Source organism: Pseudomonas abyssi (genome assembly GCF_003444685.1).
Classification (GTDB): Bacteria; Pseudomonadota; Gammaproteobacteria; order Pseudomonadales; family Pseudomonadaceae; genus Halopseudomonas; species Halopseudomonas abyssi.
Genome location: NZ_LMAZ01000001.1, coordinates 155,011 through 181,003, shown reverse-complemented (window position 1 = coordinate 181,003; position 25,993 = coordinate 155,011). Strand labels below are relative to the sequence as shown.

Below are 25,993 nucleotides of genomic sequence, written 5' to 3'. Positions count from 1 at the left end.
GTATGAGTCAGCCGTTCGACATTCAAATGGTGATCGACAGGCTGCGGTCAGTCGAGCAGCTGCAAAGCGTACAGGGTGCATCGGAATACGCCGCTGTCACCAGCATCAAGGATTTCAGGACGCCGTGCGCCTACGTCGTGTTGCTGGATGAGCGCGCTGACGATGCCCCAACCAAGCCAGGTGGGCGGCAGCGCGCGATAGTCAGCTTTGGCGTGATGGTTGCGGCGCGCAACTACGGGGACCAGCGAGGCGAGAAAACAACCGCCGAGACGCGTCCCCTGCTGGGCGCAATTCGCGCGCGGCTGATGGGCTGGACGCCGGAGGTGCCAGGGGCACGGCCGGTGCAATGGTCGCGGGGTGCCGTGTTGGATTACGACCACAGCACGCTGCTCTGGACCGAGGTGTATACAACGCAACATTTCATAGGGGGTGCCCCGTGACCGACAAGAAGCAACCGCAGCAGCAACTGGAAGAAGTTGTGCTGCTCAAGCCACATACCCATAAGGGGCGCCAGTGCGCCGTTGGCGACAAGATCGACGTCAACGCCCGCCAGAAAAGCTGGCTCATGTCCCTGGGCAAGGTAGCTACCGATGAACCTGCCGCGCCTGCTGTTAAGCCCGCGCCGGCTAAAGCCAACAAGGAGTAACCCATGAGCCTGTTTAGCTTTCAAGGCAAGATCTGGCTGGCCGAGCGCTCAGCTGTCGGCATGCCTCTGGCGTTCACCTGGTTGGGCAACGCGCCGCAGCTGCAGCTGCAGATCAACACCACCAACACCGATAAGACCGACTCGTTCTCGGGCAACCGCCTGCAGATCGGTCGGCTGCCCGGTGCCAAGACGGTCAATATCAATATCACCTTGGATGAGTGGACGCTGCACAACATCGCGATGGCTTTCTATGCCCAGCAGGTAGCCATTACCGGAGACGATGTGACCGGCGAGCCACTGCCAATGCCCCTGGCGGCCGGCGACGTCATTCGGCTGAATGAGTGTTTTATCAGCTCTTTGGTGCTGGACAACGGTGGGACGCCGCTGGTGCTGGATACCGACTACCGCATCGAGTCAGCCCCCGCCGGTTTGGTTGAGATGCTGACCGCGCAGGCGTCGCAGATCGAGGCGGATTACAGCTACGGCAACGCTGTTTCAATGGCCCTGTTCTCCGAGCAGCCCAAGGAGCGCTGGCTGATGTTTGACGGCATCAATACCGAGAACGGCGAGCGCTCGGTATTTGAGCTGTACCGCACCATCTTCAACCCGCCGGGCGACCTGAACATGATCACCGACGAGTACGGCAACCTGCCTCTGACCGGCGCTGCCTTGGTGGACGTGGCCAAGTTGGCTGATGATGTGCTCGGTGGCTTTGGGCGCTTTGTTGAGGCGGCCGCCTGATGGCCTCCCGCGCGAAGAAGAGGCCGTCGCCTGGTACAGAGGGTGCAGATGACCTGCAGGTGCTGCACCCTGAACTGCCGGTGAAAAATGTGGGTGGCCGTGACCTGGTCATGCGCGAGTATGGGTTTATTGAGGGGCTACGCGTACGGCCCATCATTGAGCCCATGCTCAAGGACATGGAGGCGCTGATCGGGCTAGCGACGCAGCCCACCACCGACCAGGTGCTCGACCTGATGGGCAACCACATCGACGAGTTTCAGGAGCTGCTGGCCGCGGCCAGCGACACGGACGTCGCCTTTGTGGCAGGGCTCAATCAAACAGATGGCACCCGGCTAGCTGATGCCTGGTGGAAGGTGAACGGCCCTTTCTACTGGCGCACCGCGATCAGCCGCGTAGCGGTGGCCAAGGTGCAGGCGCGGGCCGGCAAAGCCGGTGGGGCGACATCTACGCCACGCTCATCCGGCACGGCCACAGAGAGTGCGACCTCGGACGCTACACACGCCGGCAGTTGATGCTGTATTACGAGCGCGCCCTGGCCGTTGACCGGCTAGACCGCGCAGGCCGAATGCAGGACATGAGCCTGGCTGTCGGCGGCGGCAAGAAAGCCGCTGACCACCTACAGAAGTTGTTGCGGTAGGCATGGCCCAGGGAGGCGGCAGGACGCCGCTGCGTCCGACCCAAAGGAAGCCTTCAGCGCCCTGAGTGCCCCCCAGCACCAGGGCGTTTTCTTTTTGCCCTTGTTCAAATTACTCACAGCGAGCAACCGGGCACCCTGAACCTGAATCCCTCAGGTAATCAGGCACTCCATGAGCAGAAAACTCGAACTGGCGATGCGCATCCGGTCTGACATGAATCAGGCCCGCAATGACGTGCGTGCGCTCGGCGGCGACGTTGAAACCTTGGGAGATAAGTCGGAGAAAGCCAGCCGAGACATGGAGCGCATTAGCTCGGTTATCGGCAAGATTGGCGCAGCGCTCGCTGGAGGCGCGCTTTACAGCGCGGTGATTAGCGCTACCAGAGAGCAAGAGCGTGTGACGGCGCAACTCGAACAGCGCTTGCGGTCAACGCAGGGGGCTGTTGGGCTGACCCGCGACGAACTGTTGTCCATGGCCAGCGTGATGCAACAGGTGACTACCTACGGCGACGAAGCGGTCATTCCGGCGCAGGCGCTGCTGCTGACCTTTACTAAGATTGGCGGTGACGTTTTCCCCCGCGCGCTTGAGGCGGTGCTCGACATGAGTGTCGCCATGGAGCAAGACCTCAAGTCGGCCGCCATTCAAGTGGGCAAGGCCCTTAATGACCCTGTTCAGGGCATCACCGCGCTGTCACGCGCAGGCATTCAGTTCACCGAAGACCAGAAGGAGCTGATCAAAGAGCTGGTTGAGACCGGTCGGCAAGCCGACGCACAGCGGTTAATCCTGAGCGAGCTGGAGACCCAGATGGGCGGTTCGGCCCGTGCCGCGCGCGACACGTTCGGCGGCTCGATTCAGGCGCTGCAGAACGCATTCGGGGACCTGCTGGAGGGCGACCCCAGCAGCCCCGGCCTGGTTGCAGCACGGACTGAAATTGAAAGTCTGACGGAGGTGCTAAGCGACCCTCAGACCAAAGAAGCCTTTAATACCCTGATCGCCCTGGTCGCACGCCTGACCAGCGCAGCCGCAGGGGCGACGACTGAGTTCGCGGGGCTGGGCAACTGGCTTGCTATCAATGCAGCCAACGTCACCGGCAACCTGGACCCGCTCGATAGGCTGAACCAAGAAATCAAGGACGTTGATGCCTCGTTGAAAGGTGGGCTGAGCACAAAGGTCGGCTATCTATTCACGTCAGAAGAGGAGCTGCGCGCCATTCGCGAGCAGCTGGTCGCAGAGCGGGATCTGATTTTGGCTGCGCGTGGGCAGCTAGACTCCTCTGGCGCCGCGAGCGACACACCGTCGAGCGCTCCAGCCGAACAGTCTCAAGACCCGGTGCTGAACGCCGACGCCCAGAAGCTGCTGGATACCCTCAAAAAGCAGGCCGAGACCATCGGCCTGATCACCGAAGAAGCCAAAACCCGCTACGCCATCGAGTCTGGCGAGCTGGGCGATCTGATCCCCGAGCATCAAGAGCTGCTGCTAACTCAAGCCCGCCAGCTTGACCAGGCCAAGGCCAACGCCACAGCGTCCGATGCGCAGCGCAAGGCTACCGAGAAGCTGGCCAGCGCACAGCTCAGCTTTGTCACCAATCTTGAGCGCCAGGCATCGCTGATCGGCCTGAACACGACCAAGACCCGCGAAGCTGAGATCGCCGAGAAGGGCCTGGCCGGTGCGCTGCTGGAGCGCGCGCAGGCCGCTGCGGCGCTACTGGCTGCCGAGGAAAAGCGCCAGATCGTGGCAGCAGATGCGGTAACTGTGGCCGGCCTGCAGGTGCAACTGCTACGCGCCCAAGGCAAAGAGTCTGACGCGCTGGCGTTAGAGATGGAGCAGCGCTTCGGGGCGTTGATCAAGAGCCTCAATGAGCACAGCGAGGGCGTTGGCGTCGATATCGTCAATGAGCTGATCAACGTCGAGGCGGCGCGGACTCAACTGGATGAGTTCGAGCGCGAGATCGATGAGGTACTCGCCCGCCAACAGCGCGGCGAGCAATCCATCAACGTGCAGCAGGACGCGGGACTGCTGTCTGAGGTCGCAGCCCGCGAGCAGCTGCTGGAATTGCACCGCGCTACCGCTGACGAGCTGGAGCGCATCCGGCCGATGCTGGACGACATGGCGAGCATGCCCGGTGCAATTGGTGAGGCGGCCACTGCCGTGCTCGCCGAGATTGATAACCAGATGATCCGCCTGCAGTCCACCACCAGCCTGCTGGTTGAGACGCTGCGCGGCGGACTTGAGGACGGCCTGGCCAACGCACTGACCGGGCTGGCCACCGGCACCATGAATCTGCGCAGCGCGATTCAGTCCCTGGCTCAGACAGTCATCCAGGCCATGGCGCAGATGGCTGCCAACCAGCTGGCCAACGCAGCGATGGGCGCGTTGTTTTCGTCATTCGGCGGTGGGCTGGGCGGCGCGGGAGCGGCAGGCTCTCTGGTTAAGGTCGGCAAGATGCGCGCGGCCGGTGGCCAGGTGCTCGGCCCCGGTACCGGCACCAGCGACAGCATCGCTACATGGCTCTCAAATGAAGAGTTTGTTACCCGCGCTGCCGTGGTGAACCAACCCGGCATGCTGCCGCTGCTGGAAGACATCAACGCCCGAGGCTGGGCAGCGCTACATGACCACTTTGCGGTCGGCCAGGCTACCGGCGGCTTGGCCGGAGTGCCGGCGCCTGCCATGCCGTCGCCCGTCATGAACGCGGGCCAGCTTGCCGAGACAGGCCGAGCCGAGGGCACGCAGCTGCAGAACAACGTCGACGTATTCGTCGGGGTGCCGGAGCAGTTCATCGTCAATGGCGCATGGAGCCGTCAGGGCCGCGAGAAGTTCCTCAGCGTCGTGCAGGAAGACAAGGCCACCATTCGCCAGCTACTGGAGCTTTAAATGCCACACGATATCGGATACGTCGATAACACCAGCCAGCTTGCGCACTACGCGATGCTGGAGCAGATCCGCGACTTTGCTGCAGACAACGGCTGGACGGTGCTGCGCTACGACACCGCGCCGGATAACCGCGAGCTTATTCTCAAGGGTGCTGGCTACAGCGGCGAAGAGGAGATATTCGTCGGGTTTCGTACCTACCAGAATGCAGCCGCTGACTACTACAACCTGTGCGCGGCCGGCTTCACCGGCTACGTGCCGGGTAACCCGTTTGATAGCCAGCCGGGGGCGATGCTCTCTGGCATTCCCTGCCACAACCAGCGTGTTGACTACTGGCTGACCCTAAACCCGCAACGCATTGCGCTGGGCATGAAGGTGGGGACGCCGGTTTATGAGCTGGGCTATGCCGGCAAGTACTTACCCTATGCCAGGCCGAGCCAGTACCCCTATCCACTAGCGGTAGGCGGCATGCTGAACGGCACCCCGGCGACCCGGTTTTCTGATACCGGTCATTCGATGCCGTTCAGAGGCGGGGCCAACATGCGGGCGCTGTTCAACGATGGCGTGTGGCACCAGCCCGACTGCTGGCCGTATGCAAACCCGTGGCTTGCCGGTGCAACAACGCAAGAGCGCGATTCCAATGGCAACTATGCGCTGAACACCATCGCGCTGAGTTCAGGCACCTTGGGTGATTTGGGTGAGCTGGATGGCGTTGCCCACATCACCGGGTTCAACAACGCAACCGAAAACACCCTCGTGATTGGCGGCGAGACATGGGTGGTGCTGCAGGACGCCTGGCGCACCGGGTTCAACGACTACGTCGCATTGAGGATGGATAGCTAATGGCTTACGTGAACGGCAGCGCAGCCTCATGGGGCGACCTTTTGAGTGCCTTGGTGTCCGCTTGTACCGACGAGGGCTGGGCGTGGAATGACGGCATCCTGAGCAAAGGCACGGCATTCGTGAAGCTATGGGTGCGCAGCCCGGAGACGTTTTCGGAGGGTGAAGGTATTTTGCTGCAGGGCGGCACCGGCCAAGCCGCCGCGGTATTGACTGACCCATCCCCCCAGATGCCGCGCCTCGGCTGCCCCAGCCGGTTGCTCAACCAGGTGGTTTGGCCCGTCGATTATTACGTGCATATCCACTCCGACCCGGACGAGGTGTATTTCGTCGTGCGCTACAGCGTGGACTACTACCTATGGTGCGCGTTTGGGGTGTCAACACTCGACCTGCCAGGGTCAGGGCTGTGGCTATCGGCAATCAGCCGGCGCTTGCGTGGGCCAACTGGTGAGGGCATTCGGATTACTGACTTGGGCGGCGGCGGCACTCGGGGCACCGATCATACCTCTGACTCTCAGACCTCTGCAGGTCTGCTATGGAATAGCAACGGCAGCGGCAGTGGAGGAAGCCAGAGCGCAGACAGTCAGAATCACGCCGTCTGCAGCGGTTTTGACGGCAATCTGTGGCCGTGGCCCAGCGCGAACAGCAGCTCGTACAGTTTGATCAACACCATTCACGCAAACGTGCCCCTGAGCCCGCTGCTATTGCGTAGCGTTGGCTGGAATCAGCAGGCAGCGCTGCTACCGATCCAGCCAGTGCTGGTCAGAGCAGAGAGCAAGGTATCGAAGGTTGCAGACCTGGCGCATGCCCGCTACGTGCGCGTCGACAATCTGGAGGCCGGCCAGATCATCGCGATGGGCGGCGAGCAATGGCGCGTTTACCCGTTTTATCGCCGGGTGCCCGGCGTGACCTCGGTAACCAACGAGGCGCACACCGGTGCATTCGGTATGGCCATCAGATACGACGGGCCATGACATGCTGCTGACTGGATGGGTTCCTCAAGGTCTGGCGCTCTCAGACAATCCCTATATCAGCGGGGATGTGGACAGCCTGGACCCCGATGCTATCGTCGGCTGGCCGCCGGCCGAGTCGGCCATGCAGCGCCGGCCTGCCCAGCCGCTCACCCGTCAACTGCCGGTTAGCGCGCCGCAGCAGAGGGTGCTTGGTGGCCAGCTACAGCGCCGTTTCTCGGACGACTATTACCACCGCGTTCACAGCAGCCCGCAGCAGCTGGACCTAGGCAACGTAGCATCCACCCAGACCATGTCGGTTTTCATCTGGAACGCGCACCTGGTACCGCAGTCGCTGAGCGAAATCGGCGGGCTGGACGAGGGGCTGGACGTCTCTGGTCAGCCCGCACCGCCGCTGCTGTTCACCGCCCTGCAGGAGCGCGAATACCAAGTATCAGTCACCCCAGATGGGCAGCCAGTGCTCGACACGCTGCTGAGCTGGGTATTTGCCAACGGAGAGCAGCCCGGCCTGCGTATCACCGCCAACCGCATCATTGCCTGGGCGTTTGCACCTGATTGGGGTCAGGGGGTGCAGGAGCAGCTGGAGTGGCTGACCGATGTGCTGGCATCAGAAAGCCAGGCCGAGCAGCGCCGCGCGCTGCGCACGGCCCCGCGCCGTGAACTGAGCGCGCCTATGTACGTGGAAGGCCGCGAGCGCCAGCTGCTGGACCTGGCGCTGTTTGGCTGGGGCAGCAGGATCTGGGCGCTGCCCATCTGGCCGGATATCCAACGGCTGGGCGTAGATGTGCCGGCAGAGTCGCTGAGTATTCCCTGCGCTACTGAATATCTGGATTTTCGCGCGGGTGGCCTGGCGATGCTGCGCGCTGAAACGGCGTTTCATTCTGAGGTGGTGGAGATTGATTCAGTAGACGCTGGCGGGCTCACCCTGAAGCGACCAACCCTGCAGGCCTGGCCGGTGGGCACCCGGCTTTATCCTGTTCGCACAGCCCAGTTGATGCAGCAGCCTGACCTGGTGCGCTTGACTGACCAACTGATGCAGGCGGACGTGACGTTTCAAGTGATGGAGGCATGTGACTGGCCAGCGCTCGACGTCGCGGAGTTGCCGGCCTACCGGGGCTGGCCGGTGCTTGAGCTGCGGCCGGACGAGACCGAGGATCTGACGCATCAGTTTGAGCGCCTGCTGCTGACACTGGACAGCCGTACCGCTCTGCCGCTGGTAACCGACGTCGCCGGACGCGCGATGCCAATCACCGACTGGCGCTGGGTGGATCTAGGGCGCGCCGAGCGCGCCTGGCTGCGCTCGCTGCTCTACTACCTGCGCGGCCGGCAGCGGGCGGTATGGGTACCGACCCACGCCGATGACCTGACCGTTGTTGCAGCAACGACCGATACCTCGCTGACCATCGACGTTGCCAACGTAGGTTACAGCCGGTTTGGTCTGCAGCGCGTGGGACGGCGGGATATCCGCATCGAGCTGGTAGACGGCCAGGTGCTATATCGCCGCATCACCGGTGCCAGCGAGATTGATGCAGAGGTCGAGCGACTCGCCATTGACTCGGCGCTGGGCGTTACCGTGGCCCCTTCGGCGATCGCTCGCGTCTGCTGGCTGGTGTTGTCACGAGGCAGCGCTGACCGAGTGACGCTAGATCACATAACCGACAGCGAGGGTGCCGCCGCTGCACAGGTGACATTCAGAGGGGTGCGCGACGATGACCTTCAATAGCTACGAACAGTCTATTGATGCCGCCCAGCCTGTGGCCCTGTATCGATTCAGCCGAGGCGTGCTGCGCTGGCTGTACTGCAGCGCAGACCGCGATATCACAGTTGGCTCGGAGGTCTATCGCTCGCTCAGCGGCGGCGTGACCGATGCCGGTGCCAAGTTCACTGGCGATGCTACTGCTGACAAGTTCGTTGTGACTGCGCCGGCAGACATTGAGGTCGCGCAGCCGTGGCGCACAGGCTGCCCAAGCGATCAGATAGAACTGACTGTATTTGACATGCACTACGGCGACAACGACCCCCGTTTGAGGTGGGCCGGGCGCATCCAGTCTGTGAACTGGCCAGCGCTGGATCGTTGCCGCATTACTTGCGTCAGCCGTGATGCCGAGATGGGCCAGCCTGGCCTGGATGATGCGTATTCCCAGTTTTGCACGGCAACCCTGGGTGACGAGCGCTGCGGCGTGGATCTGACCGCCCACCGGGTTTCGATGACCATTCAGTCCATGGATGGGGCGGCTGTTCAGTGCGCTGCGGCTGCCGGGTACCCGGACGGCTGGTTTATGGCCGGGTGGGTTGAGTGGCCGATTGGCTCAGGGGAGTACGACCGCCGGCACATCGATCGGCATGTGGGTACCGAGTTGCGGTTGCTGGGCGGCACCGCCGGTATTCCGGCATCGGCAACACTGCGAGTGCTGCCTGGCTGCGACTTTCTGTTCGGCACCTGCACCGATAAGTATGCAAACAGTGACCGGTTTCGCGGCATTCCTGATCTGGAGCGCCGCAGTCCATTCGATGGCAACGCCGTCTGGTAAGGAGTACTGCTATGTGGGTCCAAATCGCAATTATGGTTGCGTCCTACGTCCTATCGGTTGCGCTCGCGCCCAAACCGCCGCAGCAGAAGCCGGCGGCATTTGAGGACTTTGACTTCCCCCTGTTTGAAGAGGGTGAGCCAAAAACGGCCGTGTTCGGTCAGTGCTGGAGCAAAAGCTGGATGTGCCTGACAGTCGGTAACTACCGCACGCGGCGAGTGAAGATTGGCGGGGGCAAAAAGTGATCATCACTATCGACCACCTGCACTCGGTACCTACCTGGAACGGCCGCCAAGGCTACTGCCATAGCCAGAGCCGCGCGTTCTTCGCACGCCATGGACTGGACTGGCTGGCGTTTCTCCGTTCAGGCATCGACAGCGAGCAGCTGCGCGCAACCGGCGACGCGTTGGCTTTGCACCTGGTGGAACACGCGGAGGCACTCCATGGGCAGCAGTAGCAGCAAGCCGAAGGTTACCCGGTACTACTTTGACATTCACATGGGGCTGGGACTGCCGCTTGATGAGCTGGTGGAGATCCGCGCGAGCGACAAGCGGGCGTGGCGCGGCTCAATCACCGATAACGGCCAGATATTTATCAACGCGCCAGAGCTGTTTGGCGGCGATGAAGGTGAAGGCGGCCTGCAGGGCCGGATGGACGTGTTGTTCGGCGAAGAAACCCAGGGCGTCCTGCCCAAGCTGGCCGCAATGCTGGGCGGAGTGGCGCCTGCCTTCAGAGGGTTCACCTCGGCGTTTTATAGTGGCCTGATTACGACAGGCAACCCGTACCCAAAGCCATGGGAGGTGCTGCGTCGAGGCGGCAACCGGCTATGGGGCCAGGAGGCGCCCTGGTACCCGGAAAAGCAGTTCATCTGGCTGGCCGATGGCGAAATCAAGGCCATGAACCCGGTGCATATCCTGTATCAGATCCGCACTAGTCGGCTGTTCCGAGGTTGGAGCCGGTCAATCATGGACGATGCGGCCTGGCGAGCGGCTGCCGATACCTGCTACGCCGAGGGGCTTGGGCTGTGCATCGAGTGGCACCGTGGCGATACCTTCAAGGCGTTCACTGACGTTATTGAGTCGCATGTTGGCGCCGAGGTGTTTAACCACCGCACAACCGGACTGTGCAGCATCCGCCTTCTACGGGATGACTACGACCCTGCCGAGCTGCCACTGTTTGATGAGGACAGCGGGCTGCTTGAAGTGCTGGAGAATGAAGCCCCGTCGGTCGACGACATGCCGTCGGCGATGTTGGTCAATTACATCGATGCGATCGATGGTGAAAAGAAGACCGTACGCGGCGTCAACGCCGCCATATCCGCGCGTGGCAAGCGCGCGCCCAAAACGGTCGATTACCTCGGCGCGCCAACAGCCGAGATTGCTGGCCGGTTGTTGGAGCGCGACATGCGCATTGAAACCGGGGGGCTGCGCCGCTTCAAGGTCGTGCTCGACCGCCGCGGCCGCGATCTGAACCTGGGCGACCCAATCCGCATCCGCTCGCTGCGCCGTGGCATCGAGCAGGTGGTTGTGCGCGTAGGTAAGATTGAGGACGGGCTGCTCACCAATGGCCGTATTACCGTCACCGTGGTGCAGGATCTGTTCGGCCTGCCCACCAGCTCCTTTGTTGGAGTGCCGCCGGCAGGTTGGCAGCCGCCCGATCGCACGCCACAACCTGTTGTCATCAGTCAACTGATGGAGGCCACATGGCGCGACCTGGTTCAGCGTGTTGACCCGGCCAACCTGCAACTGATTGATGTATCCGCCGCCTACCTCGGCAGCCTAGCCAGCGCACCGTCGATGATGTCTCTCAACTACAGCCTGACCACCCGCGTGGGCGGCAGCGGCGAGTTCATCAACCAGGGCATCGCAGATTGGTGCCCCTCCGGCGTTCTCGCAGCGGCGATCGACAAGTTGGCCGGCGAGATCACCCTCAACAGCGCCACCCGCCTTGACGACGTCACAGTCGGTACCGCTGCGCTACTGGGCGACGAGATTGTGCGCATCGACGCCATCGACACGGAGACAGGTGCAGTCACCATCGCACGCGGCTGCGTTGACACGGTACCCGCTGACCATGATGCCGGCACCCGGATCTGGTTCTATGAGGACTGGACCGGCCTCGACGAAACCGCCTATTCCCTGGGCACGACGATGCAGGCGCAGCTGCTGACCAACACATCAAGCGGCCGCCTGGCCCCAGAGCTGGCCGGCACACTCACACAGACCCTGCAGGCGCGCCAAGGGCGGCCGTATCCGCCGGGCCAGTTCCTGATCAACGGCGAGGCATACCCAGTCGAGACCGGCAGCGAGCTGGTGCTGAGCTGGGCGCACAGAGACCGGCTGATGCAAGCAGATCAGTTGATCGATACCGCGTTTGGTACTGTTGGGCCGGAGCCTGGCACAACCTACAGCGCGCGAATGCTGCTGGCGGACACGGCAACGGTGCTGGACTCTGCATCCGGCGTTGCCGGCACAGAGCTGACGCTGTCAACCGAGTACCAGGGCGTGGATGTCGATATCGAGCTGTGGTCAGTACGGGAAGGCCTTGAAAGCCCCCAGCGCCACACCCACCGCGTCGCTCTTGCCCCGCCCGCAGGCGTCGGTGCGCATCAGTTCTGGCGCCTGTACGTGACTGAGAACAACGGTGCGACGGACTTTTACTTGGCTATCGCCGAGCTGAAGCTGCTGGACGCGTCGGATACGAACATGGCCGTAGGTGGCACTGCGGCGGCAAGTTCAACGGCCGGCGCACCTTACCTGCCCGCCGCAGCATTCGACGGCGAAACGTCGACACGGTTTGTGTCGCAGAACGGCACCCCGCTGCCTATTTGGCTCAGCTATGAAATGCCTGTCGCTGTTGAGTTGGCTAGCTACTCGGTTCAGGTGTTAGGCGCTGCCGCGTGGGGATTGAGAACGCCGAAGGCGTGGGTACTGCAGTACTCGGACGATGGTGTGGTCTGGTCTGATGCCCACGTGGTTACAGATCAGACAGCCTGGGCGTCTGGTGAGGAGAGGACATACACGCTGTGAGCACGCAATGAAGACGGGCGACCATTCAGGCGTAGTCGTCTTCAGTTGGTATGTTAGCGCGAAGCCTACTGGGCTAATCTGGCGCTCGTATGGCACCGGAATGGAGAAATGGATGGAAGACGACAATGCGGATGTCCTGTATCGCTATAAATACAGGGAAATGACTGACGACAATCTCAAGATCATCACCGAGGGCACGCTTAGCTTTTCGCGGCCCTCGGATTTTAATGATCCGTTTGACTGTTCTCCTGCTTATGACAGGGAAAGCATGACCGATATTTTTAGGCGGCGGCCGGACTTGGTAAAGAGAGTTGGTGATTCCAAAGGTTTGAGCCCAGCAAAGCGCATCCAACAGAAAGGAAAGTGGGTTGCCAACATATTGCGGGCCGTCGATTCAGGCGCATGGACAGAACAGCTTGGGGCCCAAGCGGGTATCTTTTGCCTCAGCCGCAATCCTTCAAGCCAGCTAATGTGGGCCCACTACGCAAAGAACCATACAGGCTTTTTGGTGGAGTTCAGTATCAGTATGGATGCACCGTATCTGGATCTAACCGAGTTTATGCCTCTTCCGGTCAGGTATGCGGACGAGAGACCCAAGCTGGAGTGGGGTGCGGTGAAGCCCGACTTTGAAGATGTGTTCCTGACCAAGAGTCGCGACTGGGAGTATGAAGAGGAGGAGCGCACTCTGGATGTAAGGCGCGGTCCTGGTATTCACCCTTATTCTCGACAGCTGTTCCTGAACTCTGTGACCGCCGGCGCGAGAATGAGCGATGAGATGTTCGAGAAACTCAAACTGGCGGTCACCAAAGCGGAACAGGATACCGGCAAGGAAATCCCACTCTATCGGGCCCAGCTGTCAGGTAGCACCTATGAAGTATATATACCTGGGCATCCTGACCCTAAGCTCAACCCGCCAAGTTGAAATTTCTTTGCGCAGAGCGCAAGAGAGCAATCCGTCAAAATATCGCGCTTCACTAACTCAAATATCGCGCGGCGCTACAAAAGACTGACCCAGTAACAGCACAATGCAAGAAGTGACGGAGTTTGATAGCGCTCAGCGTCCGATGTTCCGACAACACGATTACCCCGGGCTGCCCTCTTCCGGAGGTGCCTAGCAATACGGAGAGCGCTCTAAGTGCTGCTGGGGCTAACCCTGGCAAAGCCCCGCCAGTCCATGCCCGACATTTAGCGACGCGTGTTGAGCCAGCAAGCCAGGCTGCGGACACACTAGATGCCGTGCCCACACGCCAGCCAGAAACGCAGAAAACCAGCACAAGGCAGGCCAGGAGAATTAATTCAGATATAAAGGAAAGGTTATGCTAGGAAGGTTTTGAGTGGTGGGTCGTGTAGGATTCGAACCTACGACCAATTGGTTAAAAGCCAACTGCTCTACCAACTGAGCTAACGACCCATGCTCAAAAAAACTGGTCGGGGTAGAGGGATTCGAACTCTCGACATCCTGCTCCCAAAGCAGGCGCGCTACCAGGCTGCGCTATACCCCGTACTATTTCAAGTTGGCTCCGCGACCAGGACTCGAACCTGGGACCCAATGATTAACAGTCATTTGCTCTACCAACTGAGCTATCGCGGACCGGCCTTGAAACACCTCAACAAAGGCAGTGGTTGGTACACATATCCCCTGCTGAGGCGCGCCATTTTACCGGCCAGCGCTGGAGTGTCAACCCTTTTTATCTCTTTTATTTCAATGTTCTATGCCTGTCGCCCAGAAACACGAAACCCGCCAGCAGGCGGGTTTCGTCAGAGCAGCGGATTAACGGCTCAGGCCAGTTGCGGACCTGCTGCAACGATGGCGTCGGAAACCTCAAACTTCTTGAAGTTCTCGACAAACAGCTTGGCCAGATCCTGCGCCGCCTGATCGTAGTCTGCGCCGTTGGCCCAGGTGTTGCGCGGGTTCAGCAGCTTGGTTTCAACGCCCGGAACGGCCTTGGGCACATCCAGGTTGATAACCGGCAGGTGCTCGGTCTCGACACCGATCAGCGCGCCAGACTGAATCGCCGCGATAATCGCGCGGGTCGTCGGGATGCTGAAGCGGCTGCCGGTGCCGTAGGAGCCACCGGTCCAGCCGGTGTTGACCAGGTAGACCTTGCTGCCGAAGGCGTTGATGCGCTTGATCAGCAGCTCGGCATACTCGCCGGCCGGACGCGGGAAGAACGGCGCGCCGAAGCAGGTAGAGAAGGTCGACTTGATGCCGCCGCCAGAACCCATCTCGGTAGAACCGACCAGTGCGGTGTAACCGGACAGGAAGTGGTAGGCAGCTTGCTCGTTGTTCAGGATGGAGACCGGCGGCAGGACGCCAGTCAGGTCGCAGGTGAGGAAGATAATGGCGTTCGGCTCGCCGGCCAGGTTGGCCTCGACGCGCTTCTCGACGTGTTCCAGCGGGTAGGCTGCGCGGGTGTTCTGGGTCAGGCTGACGTCGGTGTAGTCGGCGTGACGGCTCTGCGGGTCGATCACTACGTTTTCGACGATGGAGCCAAACTTGATCGCATTCCAGATAACCGGCTCGTTCTTCTGCGACAGGTCGATGCACTTGGCGTAGCAGCCACCTTCGATGTTGAACACAGAGCCTTCGGCCCAGCCGTGCTCGTCGTCACCGATCAGGTTACGCGCCTCATCGGCGGACAGGGTAGTCTTGCCGGTACCGGACAGACCGAAGAACAGGGTGGTGTCACCGTCGTCGCCCACGTTGGCAGCGCAGTGCATCGGCAGCACGTCTTTGGCCGGCAGCAGGAAGTTCTGCACCGAGAACATGGCCTTCTTCATTTCACCGGCGTACTGCATGCCAGCCAGCAGTACCTTGCGCTGCGCAAAGTTGATGATCACACAGCCTTCGCTGTTGGTGCCGTCACGCTCAGGCTCGCAGACAAAGTAAGGCGCGTTCATGATCTGCCAGGCGTCCTTGGCGGACGGATTGTACTGCTCTGGATTGATGAACAGGGTACGGCCAAACACGTTGTGCCAGGCGGTCTCGGTTTCCATCACCACCGGCAGGTAGTGCTGCGGGTCGGCACCAACGTGAACGTGGGAGACAAAGCTTTCCTTGCTACCCAGATAATCGGCAACGCGGGCCCACAGGCCATCGAATTTGTCGGCCGGGAAAGGACGGTTGACGGCGCCCCAGGCGATCGCAGCGCTGGTGGAGGGCTCATCAACGATGAAGCGGTCCATCGGCGAACGGCCAGTGCGCTCGCCGGTCTTGACTACCAGAGCGCCGGTGTCGGCCAGCTGGCCTTCGTTGCGCTGAATGGCCAGCTCGATCAAATGTGCGACGCTGAGGTCGGTATACACGGTGTTGGTAGCTTGCGTCATCAAACAGGGTCCTCTTCGACTTTGACCGAATATAGCGCTAAGACCGACCAATTCGGTCTAAGTCTGTGGGGTTCAATTAGGTTTCATCCATGGAATACAGCGCTGGCTAGCGCGCAGGCGCGCCATTATGCCAAAAAAAAGACAATGACGCAGCCTGCCTCAGTGCAGACTGCGCGCGTGCTCGGCGGCGGCATCGAACAGCGCCTGCACTGCCGCCTCATCGTAACGGTAACGGCTGTTGCAGAACTGACAGTCGACGGTGATCTCGCCGCCCTGCTCCTGCAGCAGTTGCAGCACATCCTCGCGCCCCAGGCTGACCAGCGCATTGCCTGATCGCTCGGCCGAACAACTGCATTCAAAACGGGCCGGGCGCGCGTCAAACAGTCGCACCTCTTCCTCGTGGTACAGCCGATGCAGCAGCGTCTGGTTGTCCAGGCTGATCAGCTCTTCGGCAGTCAGCGTGTCGGCCAGGATATTCAGCCGCTGCCAGGTTTCCTCACGCTCCTGGACATCGCGCTGGCGGTCCGCCGGCAGCGCCTGCAGCAGGAAGCCCCGGGCCACGCGACCATCGGCCCGTAGACGGAAACGGGTGGGCAATTGCTCGGAGTTGGCAAAATAGCTGTCCAGCGCAGCGGCCAATGAACCGCCTTCCAAAGGAACGATCCCCTGATAGCGCTGACCATTGGTCGGGTCGATGGTAATCGCCAATACGCCATCGGGCATCAGCTCACTCAGCGTCTCGCCCTGCAGGTCATCGGCATAACGTGCAATGCCGCGTACAGCCTGCTCGCTGGAGCACTCAACCATCAGCGTAGACAGCGGGCCACTGGAGCGCGCTTGCAGGATCAACAAGCCATCGAACTTGATGGTGGTCGACAGCAGCACGGCAGCAGCGAGCATTTCGCCGAGCAGCGCCTGCACCGGCTGCGGGTAGGCATGCTTGGCCAGGATCTCGCGATAGCTGCTGTCGAGCGACGCCAGCTCACCGCGCACATCGGCGTTGTCGAAGATAAAGCGCTGGGTAATGTCCTGAGCGGCCATGATGCACCTTTAAAAAGCCGCGATTATAACCAATCAGTCCGCTGACGGTGTATTACGCTCATCGCGAAAACGAAAGATCTGCCGCCGTTGCTTCTTGCTGGGTCGGCCATCGCTGATCAGTCCGCCGGCGCCCTGCGCCTTGCGTTGGGCAGCCGCCGCCTCACGGGCAGCGATGCTCTCGGCGCTTTCGCGGTAGAGCAACTGAGCCTCCGGTGCACCACGGCGCTGATCAGATAACTGCAATACTTCGACGCTACGCTGGTCCAGGCCTTGCCGGATCTGCAGCTGATCGCCAACACGGATTTCCTTGCTGGCCTTGCAGCGCTCGCCGCCACAGTGCACCTTACCCCCTTCAATGGCGCTTTTGGCCAGTGAACGGGTCTTGAAAAAACGGGCCGCCCAGAGCCACTTGTCCAGGCGCAACTTGCCAACATCCTGCATAGGGTCTGTACTCCTCTTGCCGCGTCACTATAACAGGCTTGTCGAATTTTCAGAGTTGCCGCATGATGCGCGCCCAACGGCCTGCGGCCTGGAGAATCCAGCGTGAAAACCTTTGATCATCTGAGCGTGATCGGCCTGCGCGAGTGGGTCGCGCTGCCCGACCTTGGCATCAGTCAGATGATTGCCAAGGTCGATAGCGGTGCCAAGACCTCAGCCCTGCACGCCAGCAATATCTGCACCTTTGAGCGCGATGGACAGGACTGGGTCCGCTTTGACGCCCACGTCGGCAGCCGCAGCAAGCAGAAAACCCGCACCTGCGAAGCCCTGCTGATCGATCTCAAGCGCATCAAGAGCTCCAACGGCCAGATGCAAGAGCGCTTCGTCATCCGCACCTCCATGGTGCTGGGTGACCGCAGCTGGCTGGTCGACTTCACCCTGACCTGCCGCAAGGCGATGCGCTATCGCATGCTGCTGGGCTGCACCGCCATGCAGGATGGCCAACTGGTGATCAATCCGGGCCTGCGTTTCGTGCAGGACAAACCACAGCCCGACAACCTCGGCTGACCCCTTACCCCTCATTCCGCCGTAGCCGCGCCAAGGGAAGTATCATGAAACTTGCGATTCTGTCGCGCAACGCCAAGCTGTATTCCACCCGTCGCCTGATCGAGGCCGCGACCGAGCGCGGCCATGAGGTACGCGTGATCGACACCCTGCGCGCCTATATGAACATCGCCAGCCACAAGCCGTCGATTCACTACAAGGGCGAGGAGCTGGAGGGCTTCGACGCGGTCATTCCGCGTATTGGCGCCTCCATCACCTTCTACGGTACGGCGGTGCTGCGCCAGTTCGAGATGATGGGCGTGTTCCCGCTGAACGAGTCCGTCGCCATCAGCCGCTCGCGCGACAAACTGCGTTCATTGCAGCTGCTGGCGCGCAAAGGGGTCGGCCTGCCGGTCACCGGCTTTGCGCACTCCCCCGACGATATCCCTGACCTGATCAGCATGGTCGGCGGCGCGCCGCTGGTGATCAAGCTGCTGGAGGGCACCCAGGGTATTGGCGTTGTGCTGTGCGAAACCGAGAAGGCCGCCGAATCGGTGCTGGAAGCCTTCATGGGCCTGAAGGCCAACATCATGGTGCAGGAGTACATTCGTGAGGCCGGCGGCGCCGATATTCGTTGCCTGGTGGTGGGTGACAAGGTGATTGCCGCCATGAAGCGTCAGGCCAAGCCCGGCGAGTTCCGCTCCAACCTGCACCGCGGCGGCAGCGCCAGCCTGATCAAGATTTCCCCGGAAGAGCGCATGACCGCCGTACGTGCGGCCAAGGTCATGGGCCTGAACGTCGCCGGTGTGGACATTCTGCGCTCCAACCACGGCCCGGTGGTGATGGAGGTCAACTCGTCACCCGGCCTCGAAGGCATCGAAGCCACCACCGGCAAGGACGTCGCCGGCCTGATCATCGACTATATAGAGAAAACCGCACGGCCCAATCAGACGCGGACGAGGGGGAAGGGTTAGCGGCAGCTGCAAGCCATAAGCTGCAAGCCGCAAGCTAAAAGCCTTGGCGGACACGCCTTTGGCTATGCCCGCCCTACCGCACCATGCTCTCGTCATGGCGCAAAGAACCATACAAACCCGCGCGATTCAACACCGCACGGGTTTTGCTTGAGGCTTGTGGCTCAATCCGCGCTTGCGCGGATGACCCCTGCGGCCAGCGCCGCATAACCCTCTACCGCCTCAAACTCCTCCGTGTCACGGCGTGCGCCGCGACTATCGGGTTCGCGTACGGCGAGCAGGTGGGCGATGCCGTAGTCACGGGCTGAGCGCAGCACGCTCAGGCTGTCGTCGATAAACAGGGTACGCTCCGGGTCAAAGGGCATGTCCGCCTGCAGGGCATGCCAGAACGCCTGCGATTCCTTGGGGTAGCCGTAATCATGGGAGCTGATCAGGCGCTGAATCCAGGTGCGCAGCTCCACCCGTTCCAGCTTGAGCGACAGCGAGTCGCGGTGGGCGTTGGTGATCAGCACCACTTCGCGCCCGGTTTGCTGCAGCGTCTGCAAAAAAAGATCGGCATCCGGTCGCAGGCTGATCAGGTGGGCAATCTCTCGCTTGAGTTCGACAATCGGCAAGCCCAGTTCACGGGTCCAGTAATCCAGGCAATACCACTCCAGTTGCCCCTGAATCGCCTGCATCATCGGATACAGCTCGGACTTGGCCCAAGCGACCGACTGGCCGTGATGGCGGGCGTAGCAGGCGGGCATATGCTCCAGCCAGAAGTGGTTGTCAAAGTGCAGGTCCAGCAGGGTGCCGTCCATATCCAGCAAGACGGTATCGATCATGTTCCAGTTCAGCATGGCGGCTCGGACTTGGGCTTGGGAATGTGCTTTGGGTGCGGCTATGATACCCAAGCCCCCGGCCTATCACCACGGAGTCTCCATGCCGCAAAAGCCGCAAACGCTGGAAGCCAAAATCGTTGCCAAAAGCCGCCTGTTCACCGTCGAGCAAGTGCAGCTGCGTTTCAGCAATGGTGTTGAACGCACCTACGAACGCCTGGTCAACAAGGGGCAGGGTTACGGTGCGGTGATGGTGGTCGCCATGCAGGATGCGCGCACCGCCCTGCTGATCGAGGAATATTGCGGCGGCACCGACGACTATCAGCTGTCGCTACCCAAGGGGCTGGTCGAGCCCGGCGAGGACGTGCTCGATGCGGCAAACCGTGAGCTGATGGAGGAAGCCGGCTTTGGTGCGCAGCAGCTGGAGTTTCTGACCCATCTGTCGCTGTCACCCGGCTACATGAGCCAGAAGATCGCCGTGGTGCTGGCGCGCAACCTGTTTGAAAAACGGCTCCCGGGCGATGAACCGGAGCCCATCCGCGTCGACCAGGTCGACTTGTATCAGCTCAGCGAACTCACTGCGCGGCCCAACTTTACCGAGGGCCGGGCGCTGGCGGCGCTCTATCTGGTGCGTGATCTGCTGGAGCAACGCGGCGAGCTGCAACGCTGAGCCACACAGGAGGTTCCGATGTTTTTCCAACGCATCCCCGAACACAAGCTGCGTCTGCCCACGGCAGAAGAAGCCCTGCCCGGCCGCGACACGCCGCTTGCCACCAACCAAACCCATCACAGCGTGCTGAAAACGCCGCTGCACGGCCCCTTTCCCGAGGGCATGCAGCAGATCATCTTCGGCATGGGCTGCTTCTGGGGCGCTGAACGGCGTTTCTGGCAGGTGCCCGGCGTCTATACCACCGCCGTGGGTTACTGCGCCGGCCTGACGCCCAACCCCACCTACGAGGAAGTGTGCAGCGGCAAGACCGGGCACAACGAGGTGGTGCTGGTGGTATTCGACCCGCATGAGGTGCCCTTGCAGCAACTGCTCAAGGTGTTCTGGGAGTCCCATGATCCCACCCAGGGCATGCGCCAGGGCAACGACCAGGGCACCCAGTACCGCTCCGGCATTTACGTCAGCGACCTGTCGCAACGCGCCTTTGCCGAGGCCAGTCGAGCCACTTTTGCCGATGCCCTGCAACAGGCAGGCAAGGCCGAGATCACGACCGAGATACAGCCGGCGCCGACCTTCTACTACGCCGAGGATTACCACCAGCAGTACCTCGCCAAGAACCCCAACGGCTACTGCGGACTGGGCGGCACCGGCGTCTGCCTGCCGGGCTGAAGCAAGGGAAGCACCGGACAATTCCACTCGCAGGCGCGGAGTGAATCAGTGCTGGCTTAGCGCTGACTCAGGCGTTGCAGACACTGCCCGGTCAGTTCGGCCATACGGGCAAAGGCTGCCAGCTGGGGCTGCGCCAGTTCGCGGCCCGACAGGCGCATATCGCCATACAACACACCCACCCGGCGGCTGCCGGCCACCACGGGCGCGATCACCAAAGGGCCGCTGCCAACCAGCGCCACCACCTCCTTTGTCAGCAACGCAGTCAGCGCACCCTGCTCGGCGCCGCCCAGCAGCAAGCAGTCACGCTGCTCAAGGGCGTGGGAGAACACATGTGGTTGACCACTGCAGGGCAGCACAAAGGTGTCACGCCAGCGCTGCGTCCCCTTGCCGATGGCGGCCCTGACCCGAAACTGGGTTTTCTGCTCGGCCAGCACCATCAAGGCCACGCGCTCGATACCGGCACCCCGGTGCAGCCCCTGCATGAGGGTATTGAGGATGGTGTCGACGTCCATGACCGCCCGCACCATCAGCTTCAGGTGGTCGACCGACAGCTTGAATAGCTCCAGATTAGGCTGCAGCAGGGTCTCTGGCTCGGGCTCCGGGGCTCGCTCCGACGGCGTTTGCTCAGGCTCAGGAAGCACCTCCATCTGCAGCAGTGCGGACAGATCCAACGGCAGGTCATCGGCGCGCGGAATCCACTGCTGCAGGTCGGCGTTGGAACAATGACCGGCCACGCGCACGGCCTCCTGACCACTGCTGACCAGCTGCTGCCAGGCATGCTCGGCATCGGTGCCGATCAGCTCGGCGACCGGCTCGATCAGTGCCTGCACCGAGGCATCAGTCCAGCCAGCGCTGGCCACTCGCCCCGCCAGCTCACTACCCAGGGCAACCGCTCTGGCCGCCGGACCGTCGCTGGTGCGGCTGGCCTGCACCAGTTGGCCGATCTCGCCCATGTTCCAGGTCTTCAGCAGGCCCACCGTCAATTGCTCGAAGGTGACACCCAGCTCGCGGCGCAGGACCTTTTCCGGCTCGGCACCGGGTTCTGCCAACGCGGCGGCCAGGCGATCGCCCTGCTTGCCCGCGTGGCTCCAGAACGCCAGCTCACCGATATGGCTCAGCAGCGTAGCGATAAACACCTCCTCCTGCTGCCGCTGGTCCAAATACTGGGCCAGGTTGCGGGCCTGCACCGCACCATGAAACGAGCGCGCCAGCAACGCCTGCAGCTGCTCACGGGGCGACTGTGTCAGCAAACCGTCGAGCAGACTGACCGAAAGCCCGATCATGCGCACCTGATCAAAGCCCACCACCACCACCGCCCGCGACAGGGTCTTGATCACCTCGCGCCCCGGGTTGCAGTAGACACTGTTGCTGACCCGCAGCACCTTGGTGGCCAATGCGGCATCGCGCATCAGCACCTCGGTCAACTGCCCGACCGACGCGGTTTCGGACTGCGCCAGACGCAGCAAGTCATGCACCACCACCGCCATGGCCGGCAGCTCGGATCGATTGAGCTGATCCATCCAGGCCCGCAGCCCGAAGGTTTTGTTGTCCAACGTCTTATCTCCACTTATCTAGTGGCACTATAGCATCAGCCAGAGACACACTCGCAGCACGCTGAAAAATCCCTGTCTGGCAGATACAATGGCCGCATGCCCATGACTCGACTCGACATTCACCATTACCCTGACGCCAGCGCGGCGCACAGCCACGAGCTGCAGACGCAGCTGGTGTTTGGCCTGCAGGGCAGCCTGGAACTCGAGTACGGCGCAAGCGGCGGGCGCGTGCAACACGGCAGCGTGGCAATCATCGCGCCGGGCGAGCGTCATGCCTTTTTCAGCCCTGATCAGGGCCACTGTCTGGTGCTGGATATCGACAGCGACTCGCCGCTCGCCGGCCTTGAGCATGACCGCAGTCGCCAGCGTCGACTGCTGGAGGGCAACCAGCTACTGACCCTCAGTAGCGAACAGGGTGCCCTGGTGCGCAGCCTGGCCGGGCTGATCCGCAGCCAGCCCCACCTGGCCGACACCAGCGCCGCTCTGCTGGTCAGCACCCTGCTGGGTCAGCCAGCCGCGCCCAGCCGCCTGCCGCTGGCACGGTTGAATCGCTACATCGATGCGCACCTGGCGCACCCACTGGGCGTGCAGGACCTGGCCCGCGTTGCCGGCCTGTCGGCCTCTCGTCTCAACCACTGGTGCCTGCAGGAGCTGGGTTGCGCGCCGCTGGAATACGTGCGCCAGCGCCGCCTGCAGTATGCACGCCAGCGGCTGCTGCACAGCGCCCTGCCCCTTTCGCGTATCGCCGCCGAGTGCGGCTATACCAGCCAGAGCGCCTTCAGCCAGGCATTTCGCCGGCACTGGCAGGTCTCGCCCAGCGCGCTGCGACGCCAGCAATAAGGCGACAATATTCAACACGCGCGCAACAGCCAGCGCGCGGCGGCAGCGCTAAGATGGCGCCTCACCCTGCCCCGAGAGCGCCATGACTGACCTGACCCACAACCGCGCACTGCTGTTCATGCATATTGCCGCCCTGCTGTTCGGACTGACCGGCATCTTTGGCAAGCTGGCCAGCACCTCACCCGACGCCATTGTGCTGGGACGCGCCGTGTTTGCAGTCGCTGCACTGGTGCTGTTCGCCCTGTGGGCACGCACCCCGCTGGCTGCCGGACTGAGCGGCAAGCGTCTGGCCAGCCTGCTGCTGTGCGGGGTATTTCTGGCGATCCACTGGCTGACCTTTTTCCACGCCATCAAGCTGTCGGGCGTCGGCATCGCCACCCTCGGCTTTGCCAGCTTCCCGGCCTTTGTGGTGGTACTGGAGGCGGTGTTCTGGCGGGAGAAGCCCAGCGCCTCAGACCTGCTGAAAGTGGCTTTGGTGTGCGCCGGCCTGCTGCTGATTCCGCCGCAGTTTGATCTGGCCGCCAGCAACACCACCGGCCTGCTGTGGGCGATCCTCTCGGGCTTCTGCTTTGCTGCCGTCTCGGTCGGCAACCGCCTGACCAGCGGCCACCTGCATCCGGTACAGATTGCTTGCTGGCAGAATCTGGTCGTGCTGGCGTGCGTATTGCCCTTCGGCGCCGGCGCGATGTGGCGGATGCCACCACTGGACTGGCTGTGGATCGGCCTGCTGGGGGTTCTGTGTACCGGACTGGCGCATGTGCTGTTCGTCTCCAGCCTGAGCGTGCTGAAGGCCCGGGTGGCCTCGCTGTTCTTCGCGCTCGAGCCGGTCTACGGCATTCTCATCGCCTGGTGGCTGTTTGCCGAGCAGCCCACCCTGCGCATGCTGCTGGGCGGCGCGTTGATTATCAGCGCCGTGCTGCTGGTGCAACGCGCGCCCAAGCCAGCCTGAGCGCCCCGTCGAATGCGTGTCAATGACGCCTAGATCGGGCTTTCGATCAGTTTGACCCAGTGCGGGAACAGCCGTAGCCGCGCCGCCGCGAGCTTCAGGCAGACCAATAGCGGCACGGCGATCAGTACACCGACCACACCCCACATCCAGCCCCAGAGAATCAGCCACAGCATCAGCACCAGCGGGTGCAAACGCATGTTGTGGCCCAGCACGGTCGGCGTAACAAACTGCGCCTCGACCAGATTGATGCAGAAATAAATCAGCGCGGGCAGCAGCGCCGCCAGCACCGGACCGTACTGCACCACGCCGGCCAGGCAGAGCACCCCCATACCAATGACCGGTCCGACGTACGGTGCGAAATTGAGCAACGCGACCATCACGCCCCACAGCAGCGCGTCTTCCACGCCCATGAAAAACAGCACACAGCCGGTCACCACACCCAGCAGCGTATTGATCACGCTGACCGTCAGGATGTAGCGCGACAGTTCATATTGCACCTGCTCCAGCAGGTCCGTCGCCGCCTGTTTGTCACGAATCTGCGGAAATACCCGAATAAAGGTGCTGTACAGGGTCGGCCCGAAGATCAGCATGAACAGTACCAGCACCAGAAAGGTGAAGAACTGCGCCAGTACCGCAGGGGTCGCGCCGAGCATCTGCACCATCAGCTCGACACCACCTTGCATCAGCCGGTCCGAGACGGCGCTGTCCCCCACCGGCGCGGGCGTCGGCGAGGGGGCGGAGCGTGGCTCCGGGTCATCACGAAACCAACCAAAAAAACGAAACCCGCTGTCCTTTTCCGGCTCGGTCACCGTGACAGGAGACTCGCTGACGGACAGTCTGCGACTGAACTCATCCAGTTCGTCGGTCAACTGCGCAGACAGCTCCGGAATGCGTTGAAACCACTTCTCCGCCGGCTCGGACAGCTGCATGCCCATCACCGTGAACGGCACGCCAATCGCCGTCAGCAGCACCAGCGCCGACAGGGTCCGCGGGATGTGGAAACGCTTGAACAGCCCGACCAGCGGGCTCAGCAACAAGGCGAACAACGCCGCCACCAGCACCGGCAACAACAGCGTCTTGGCCAGGTACAGGGTGTACAGACAGGCCAGCGCCAGCAGCCAGTAGAGCGCCATCTGTACCGGCGGCATCTTGGCTCTGGGCCCGGTAATTTCTTCGATCTCGCTCGGCGGTGTCTGCTCGGTCACAGCGCCAGCCCCAGGTTGCGCAGCAGCGGCAGCAGGCTCTGTGCCACCGGCAACAGACGCACGCCGGTCAGGCCCATGCCCCAGGTCCGTCCCAACCCCAGGCGCTGCGTCGCCGCGCCGGCCAGGGCACCGCCACCTACCAGTAAAGCCGGGTTTACCTGGCGCAACTGATGGCGCACCAGCGCGCCACTCAGCTCGACGATGTCCAGGCGCAGCGCCAACTGCTTGTCCAGTTGCTCAATCTCGTCGATCAGTTGCTTTCGCTTCATCATCTGCTCCCTGCATGAGTCGCTTCAGGTGGGCGCGCGTGCGGCGGAATCCCTGGGACCGTTGATAGATACCGATCTGCCTGGCCAGCAGCCCGGCGCACAGCAACTGCAGAGCCAGCGCGGCGAGCAGAGCAAGGCTGACCGACTGCGTGGCCTGCCATGCCCACCAGCCCAGCAGCGCACTGAGCAGCAACCAGGCGAACAACAGCAGCGGAATCAAAATCACACCCAGCAGCAACACACGTTTGGCGTCGCCCAGCGTCAGTTTCCACTCCAGGCGGAACAGACGCAGCAGCTCGCCGCTGGCCGAGGCAATCTGTTCCAACCAAGCGGCCGTCTGCTGCACCAGCGCCTCGCTGACAGCCTCCTGATCAGCTTGCTGTTCGGATTGCTGTTCGGATTGCTGTTCGGATTGCTGTTCGGATTGCTGTTCGGATTGCTGTTC

27 protein-coding genes and 3 tRNA genes are annotated in these 25,993 nt (G+C 62.1%); 19 read left to right on the top strand and 11 right to left on the bottom strand.

Going from position 1 to position 25,993, the window contains the following annotated elements; translation table 11 throughout:
- Nucleotides 1-2 precede the first annotated feature (2 nt).
- The 13 genes from ASB58_RS00870 (at nt 3) to ASB58_RS00810 (ending at nt 13,180) form a co-directional block, all read left to right on the top strand.
- Nucleotides 3-440, top strand: a complete 438-nt coding sequence (locus tag ASB58_RS00870) for a phage tail terminator protein (RefSeq protein WP_118129016.1) — start codon at nt 3-5, stop codon at nt 438-440.
- A complete protein-coding gene (locus ASB58_RS00865) occupies nt 437-646 on the top strand; it encodes a DUF7210 family protein (RefSeq protein ID WP_118129015.1) in 210 nt (69 codons plus the stop codon). Before ASB58_RS00870 ends, ASB58_RS00865 begins: the two co-directional genes overlap by 4 nt.
- Before the next feature lie 3 nt (nt 647-649).
- Nucleotides 650-1,387, top strand: coding sequence for a phage tail tube protein (locus ASB58_RS00860; RefSeq protein ID WP_118129014.1), 738 nt, complete (start codon nt 650-652; stop codon nt 1,385-1,387).
- Nucleotides 1,387-1,899: a DUF6631 family protein gene (locus ASB58_RS00855; RefSeq protein WP_118129013.1), complete on the top strand. Its 513-nt coding sequence runs from the start codon at nt 1,387-1,389 to the stop codon at nt 1,897-1,899. Before ASB58_RS00860 ends, ASB58_RS00855 begins: the two co-directional genes overlap by 1 nt.
- Before the next feature lie 294 nt (nt 1,900-2,193).
- On the top strand, nt 2,194-4,893 hold the full coding sequence (locus ASB58_RS00850; protein WP_118129012.1) for a phage tail length tape measure family protein: 2,700 nt from the start codon (nt 2,194-2,196) through the stop codon (nt 4,891-4,893).
- Nucleotides 4,894-5,733 carry a hypothetical protein gene (locus ASB58_RS00845; protein ID WP_118129011.1) on the top strand — a complete coding sequence of 280 codons (840 nt, stop codon included), beginning with the start codon at nt 4,894-4,896 and terminating at the stop codon, nt 5,731-5,733. It begins immediately after the preceding gene.
- The gene (locus ASB58_RS00840; RefSeq protein ID WP_118129010.1) at nt 5,733-6,704 is read left to right on the top strand and encodes a hypothetical protein; all 972 of its coding nucleotides are present in this window, start codon (nt 5,733-5,735) and stop codon (nt 6,702-6,704) included. Before ASB58_RS00845 ends, ASB58_RS00840 begins: the two co-directional genes overlap by 1 nt.
- 1 nt (nt 6,705) lies before the next feature.
- Nucleotides 6,706-8,424, top strand: a complete 1,719-nt coding sequence (locus ASB58_RS00835; protein ID WP_096003277.1) for a hypothetical protein — start codon at nt 6,706-6,708, stop codon at nt 8,422-8,424.
- Nucleotides 8,411-9,232, top strand: coding sequence for a phage/gene transfer agent baseplate hub protein (locus tag ASB58_RS00830; protein ID WP_118129009.1), 822 nt, complete (start codon nt 8,411-8,413; stop codon nt 9,230-9,232). The genes ASB58_RS00835 and ASB58_RS00830 overlap by 14 nt, the downstream gene beginning before the upstream one ends.
- Nucleotides 9,233-9,243: 11 nt before the next feature.
- Complete coding sequence (locus tag ASB58_RS00825) at nt 9,244-9,474, top strand: hypothetical protein (RefSeq protein WP_096003275.1); 231 nt, start codon at nt 9,244-9,246, stop codon at nt 9,472-9,474.
- Nucleotides 9,471-9,686, top strand: a complete 216-nt coding sequence (locus ASB58_RS00820) for a hypothetical protein (RefSeq protein ID WP_118129008.1) — start codon at nt 9,471-9,473, stop codon at nt 9,684-9,686. The genes ASB58_RS00825 and ASB58_RS00820 overlap by 4 nt, the downstream gene beginning before the upstream one ends.
- Nucleotides 9,673-12,258 carry a discoidin domain-containing protein gene (locus ASB58_RS00815; RefSeq protein ID WP_118129007.1) on the top strand — a complete coding sequence of 862 codons (2,586 nt, stop codon included), beginning with the start codon at nt 9,673-9,675 and terminating at the stop codon, nt 12,256-12,258. Before ASB58_RS00820 ends, ASB58_RS00815 begins: the two co-directional genes overlap by 14 nt.
- A gap of 112 nt (nt 12,259-12,370) precedes the next feature.
- Nucleotides 12,371-13,180, top strand: coding sequence for a DUF2971 domain-containing protein (locus ASB58_RS00810; RefSeq protein ID WP_181977844.1), 810 nt, complete (start codon nt 12,371-12,373; stop codon nt 13,178-13,180).
- A 413-nt stretch (nt 13,181-13,593) separates the two neighbouring features.
- Here ASB58_RS00810 and ASB58_RS00805 read toward each other — a convergent pair.
- The 6 genes from ASB58_RS00805 to ASB58_RS00780 form a co-directional block, all read right to left on the bottom strand.
- Nucleotides 13,594-13,669 (bottom strand) — tRNA-Lys (locus ASB58_RS00805).
- A 14-nt stretch (nt 13,670-13,683) separates the two neighbouring features.
- A tRNA-Pro gene (locus tag ASB58_RS00800) sits at nt 13,684-13,760 on the bottom strand.
- A 13-nt stretch (nt 13,761-13,773) separates the two neighbouring features.
- A tRNA-Asn gene (locus tag ASB58_RS00795) sits at nt 13,774-13,849 on the bottom strand.
- A gap of 188 nt (nt 13,850-14,037) precedes the next feature.
- On the bottom strand, nt 14,038-15,585 hold the full coding sequence (locus tag ASB58_RS00790) for a phosphoenolpyruvate carboxykinase (RefSeq protein ID WP_118129005.1): 1,548 nt from the start codon (nt 15,583-15,585) through the stop codon (nt 14,038-14,040).
- A gap of 159 nt (nt 15,586-15,744) precedes the next feature.
- Complete coding sequence (gene hslO / locus ASB58_RS00785) at nt 15,745-16,626, bottom strand: Hsp33 family molecular chaperone HslO (protein ID WP_096003870.1); 882 nt, start codon at nt 16,624-16,626, stop codon at nt 15,745-15,747.
- A 33-nt stretch (nt 16,627-16,659) separates the two neighbouring features.
- Nucleotides 16,660-17,067, bottom strand: coding sequence for an Hsp15 family ribosome-associated heat shock protein (locus tag ASB58_RS00780; protein WP_118129004.1), 408 nt, complete (start codon nt 17,065-17,067; stop codon nt 16,660-16,662).
- Nucleotides 17,068-17,169: 102 nt separating this feature from the next.
- On the opposite strand from ASB58_RS00780, the gene rimB reads away from it, so the two are divergent.
- Both rimB and rimK read left to right on the top strand, forming a co-directional pair.
- The gene (gene rimB / locus ASB58_RS00775) at nt 17,170-17,631 is read left to right on the top strand and encodes a retropepsin-like aspartic endopeptidase RimB (protein ID WP_096003868.1); all 462 of its coding nucleotides are present in this window, start codon (nt 17,170-17,172) and stop codon (nt 17,629-17,631) included.
- 44 nt (nt 17,632-17,675) lie between these two features.
- A complete protein-coding gene (rimK, locus tag ASB58_RS00770; protein WP_096003867.1) occupies nt 17,676-18,581 on the top strand; it encodes a 30S ribosomal protein S6--L-glutamate ligase in 906 nt (301 codons plus the stop codon).
- A 161-nt stretch (nt 18,582-18,742) separates the two neighbouring features.
- Here rimK and yrfG read toward each other — a convergent pair whose 3' ends face one another.
- A complete protein-coding gene (gene yrfG / locus ASB58_RS00765; RefSeq protein WP_118129003.1) occupies nt 18,743-19,417 on the bottom strand; it encodes a GMP/IMP nucleotidase in 675 nt (224 codons plus the stop codon).
- Between the two features lie 82 nt (nt 19,418-19,499).
- Here yrfG and nudE point away from each other — a divergent pair, with 82 nt between their 5' ends.
- Both nudE and msrA read left to right on the top strand, forming a co-directional pair.
- Nucleotides 19,500-20,066: an ADP compounds hydrolase NudE gene (gene nudE, locus ASB58_RS00760; protein WP_096003865.1), complete on the top strand. Its 567-nt coding sequence runs from the start codon at nt 19,500-19,502 to the stop codon at nt 20,064-20,066.
- Between the two features lie 18 nt (nt 20,067-20,084).
- Nucleotides 20,085-20,732, top strand: a complete 648-nt coding sequence (gene msrA, locus ASB58_RS00755; RefSeq protein ID WP_096003864.1) for a peptide-methionine (S)-S-oxide reductase MsrA — start codon at nt 20,085-20,087, stop codon at nt 20,730-20,732.
- A gap of 56 nt (nt 20,733-20,788) precedes the next feature.
- Here the strand turns inward: msrA and ASB58_RS00750 are convergent, their stop codons facing one another.
- Nucleotides 20,789-22,285 (bottom strand): HDOD domain-containing protein, encoded by a 1,497-nt coding sequence (locus ASB58_RS00750; RefSeq protein ID WP_118129002.1) that lies wholly within the window; start codon nt 22,283-22,285, stop codon nt 20,789-20,791.
- Between the two features lie 102 nt (nt 22,286-22,387).
- Between ASB58_RS00750 and ASB58_RS00745 the strand changes: the two genes are divergently transcribed.
- Both ASB58_RS00745 and ASB58_RS00740 read left to right on the top strand, forming a co-directional pair.
- Nucleotides 22,388-23,125, top strand: a complete 738-nt coding sequence (locus ASB58_RS00745; RefSeq protein ID WP_181977843.1) for a helix-turn-helix domain-containing protein — start codon at nt 22,388-22,390, stop codon at nt 23,123-23,125.
- Between the two features lie 91 nt (nt 23,126-23,216).
- On the top strand, nt 23,217-24,074 hold the full coding sequence (locus ASB58_RS00740) for a DMT family transporter (protein ID WP_118129960.1): 858 nt from the start codon (nt 23,217-23,219) through the stop codon (nt 24,072-24,074).
- Nucleotides 24,075-24,103: 29 nt separating this feature from the next.
- On the opposite strand, the gene ASB58_RS00735 is transcribed toward ASB58_RS00740, so the two are convergent.
- The 3 genes from ASB58_RS00735 to ASB58_RS00725 all read right to left on the bottom strand — a co-directional run.
- Nucleotides 24,104-25,279 carry an AI-2E family transporter gene (locus ASB58_RS00735; RefSeq protein WP_202974574.1) on the bottom strand — a complete coding sequence of 392 codons (1,176 nt, stop codon included), beginning with the start codon at nt 25,277-25,279 and terminating at the stop codon, nt 24,104-24,106.
- Nucleotides 25,276-25,548 carry a hypothetical protein gene (locus ASB58_RS00730; protein ID WP_118129000.1) on the bottom strand — a complete coding sequence of 91 codons (273 nt, stop codon included), beginning with the start codon at nt 25,546-25,548 and terminating at the stop codon, nt 25,276-25,278. Before ASB58_RS00730 ends, ASB58_RS00735 begins: the two co-directional genes overlap by 4 nt.
- The coding region (locus ASB58_RS00725) for a hypothetical protein (RefSeq protein WP_202974573.1) at nt 25,517-25,993 on the bottom strand (477 nt) is incomplete at its 5' end. The genes ASB58_RS00730 and ASB58_RS00725, both read right to left, overlap by 32 nt.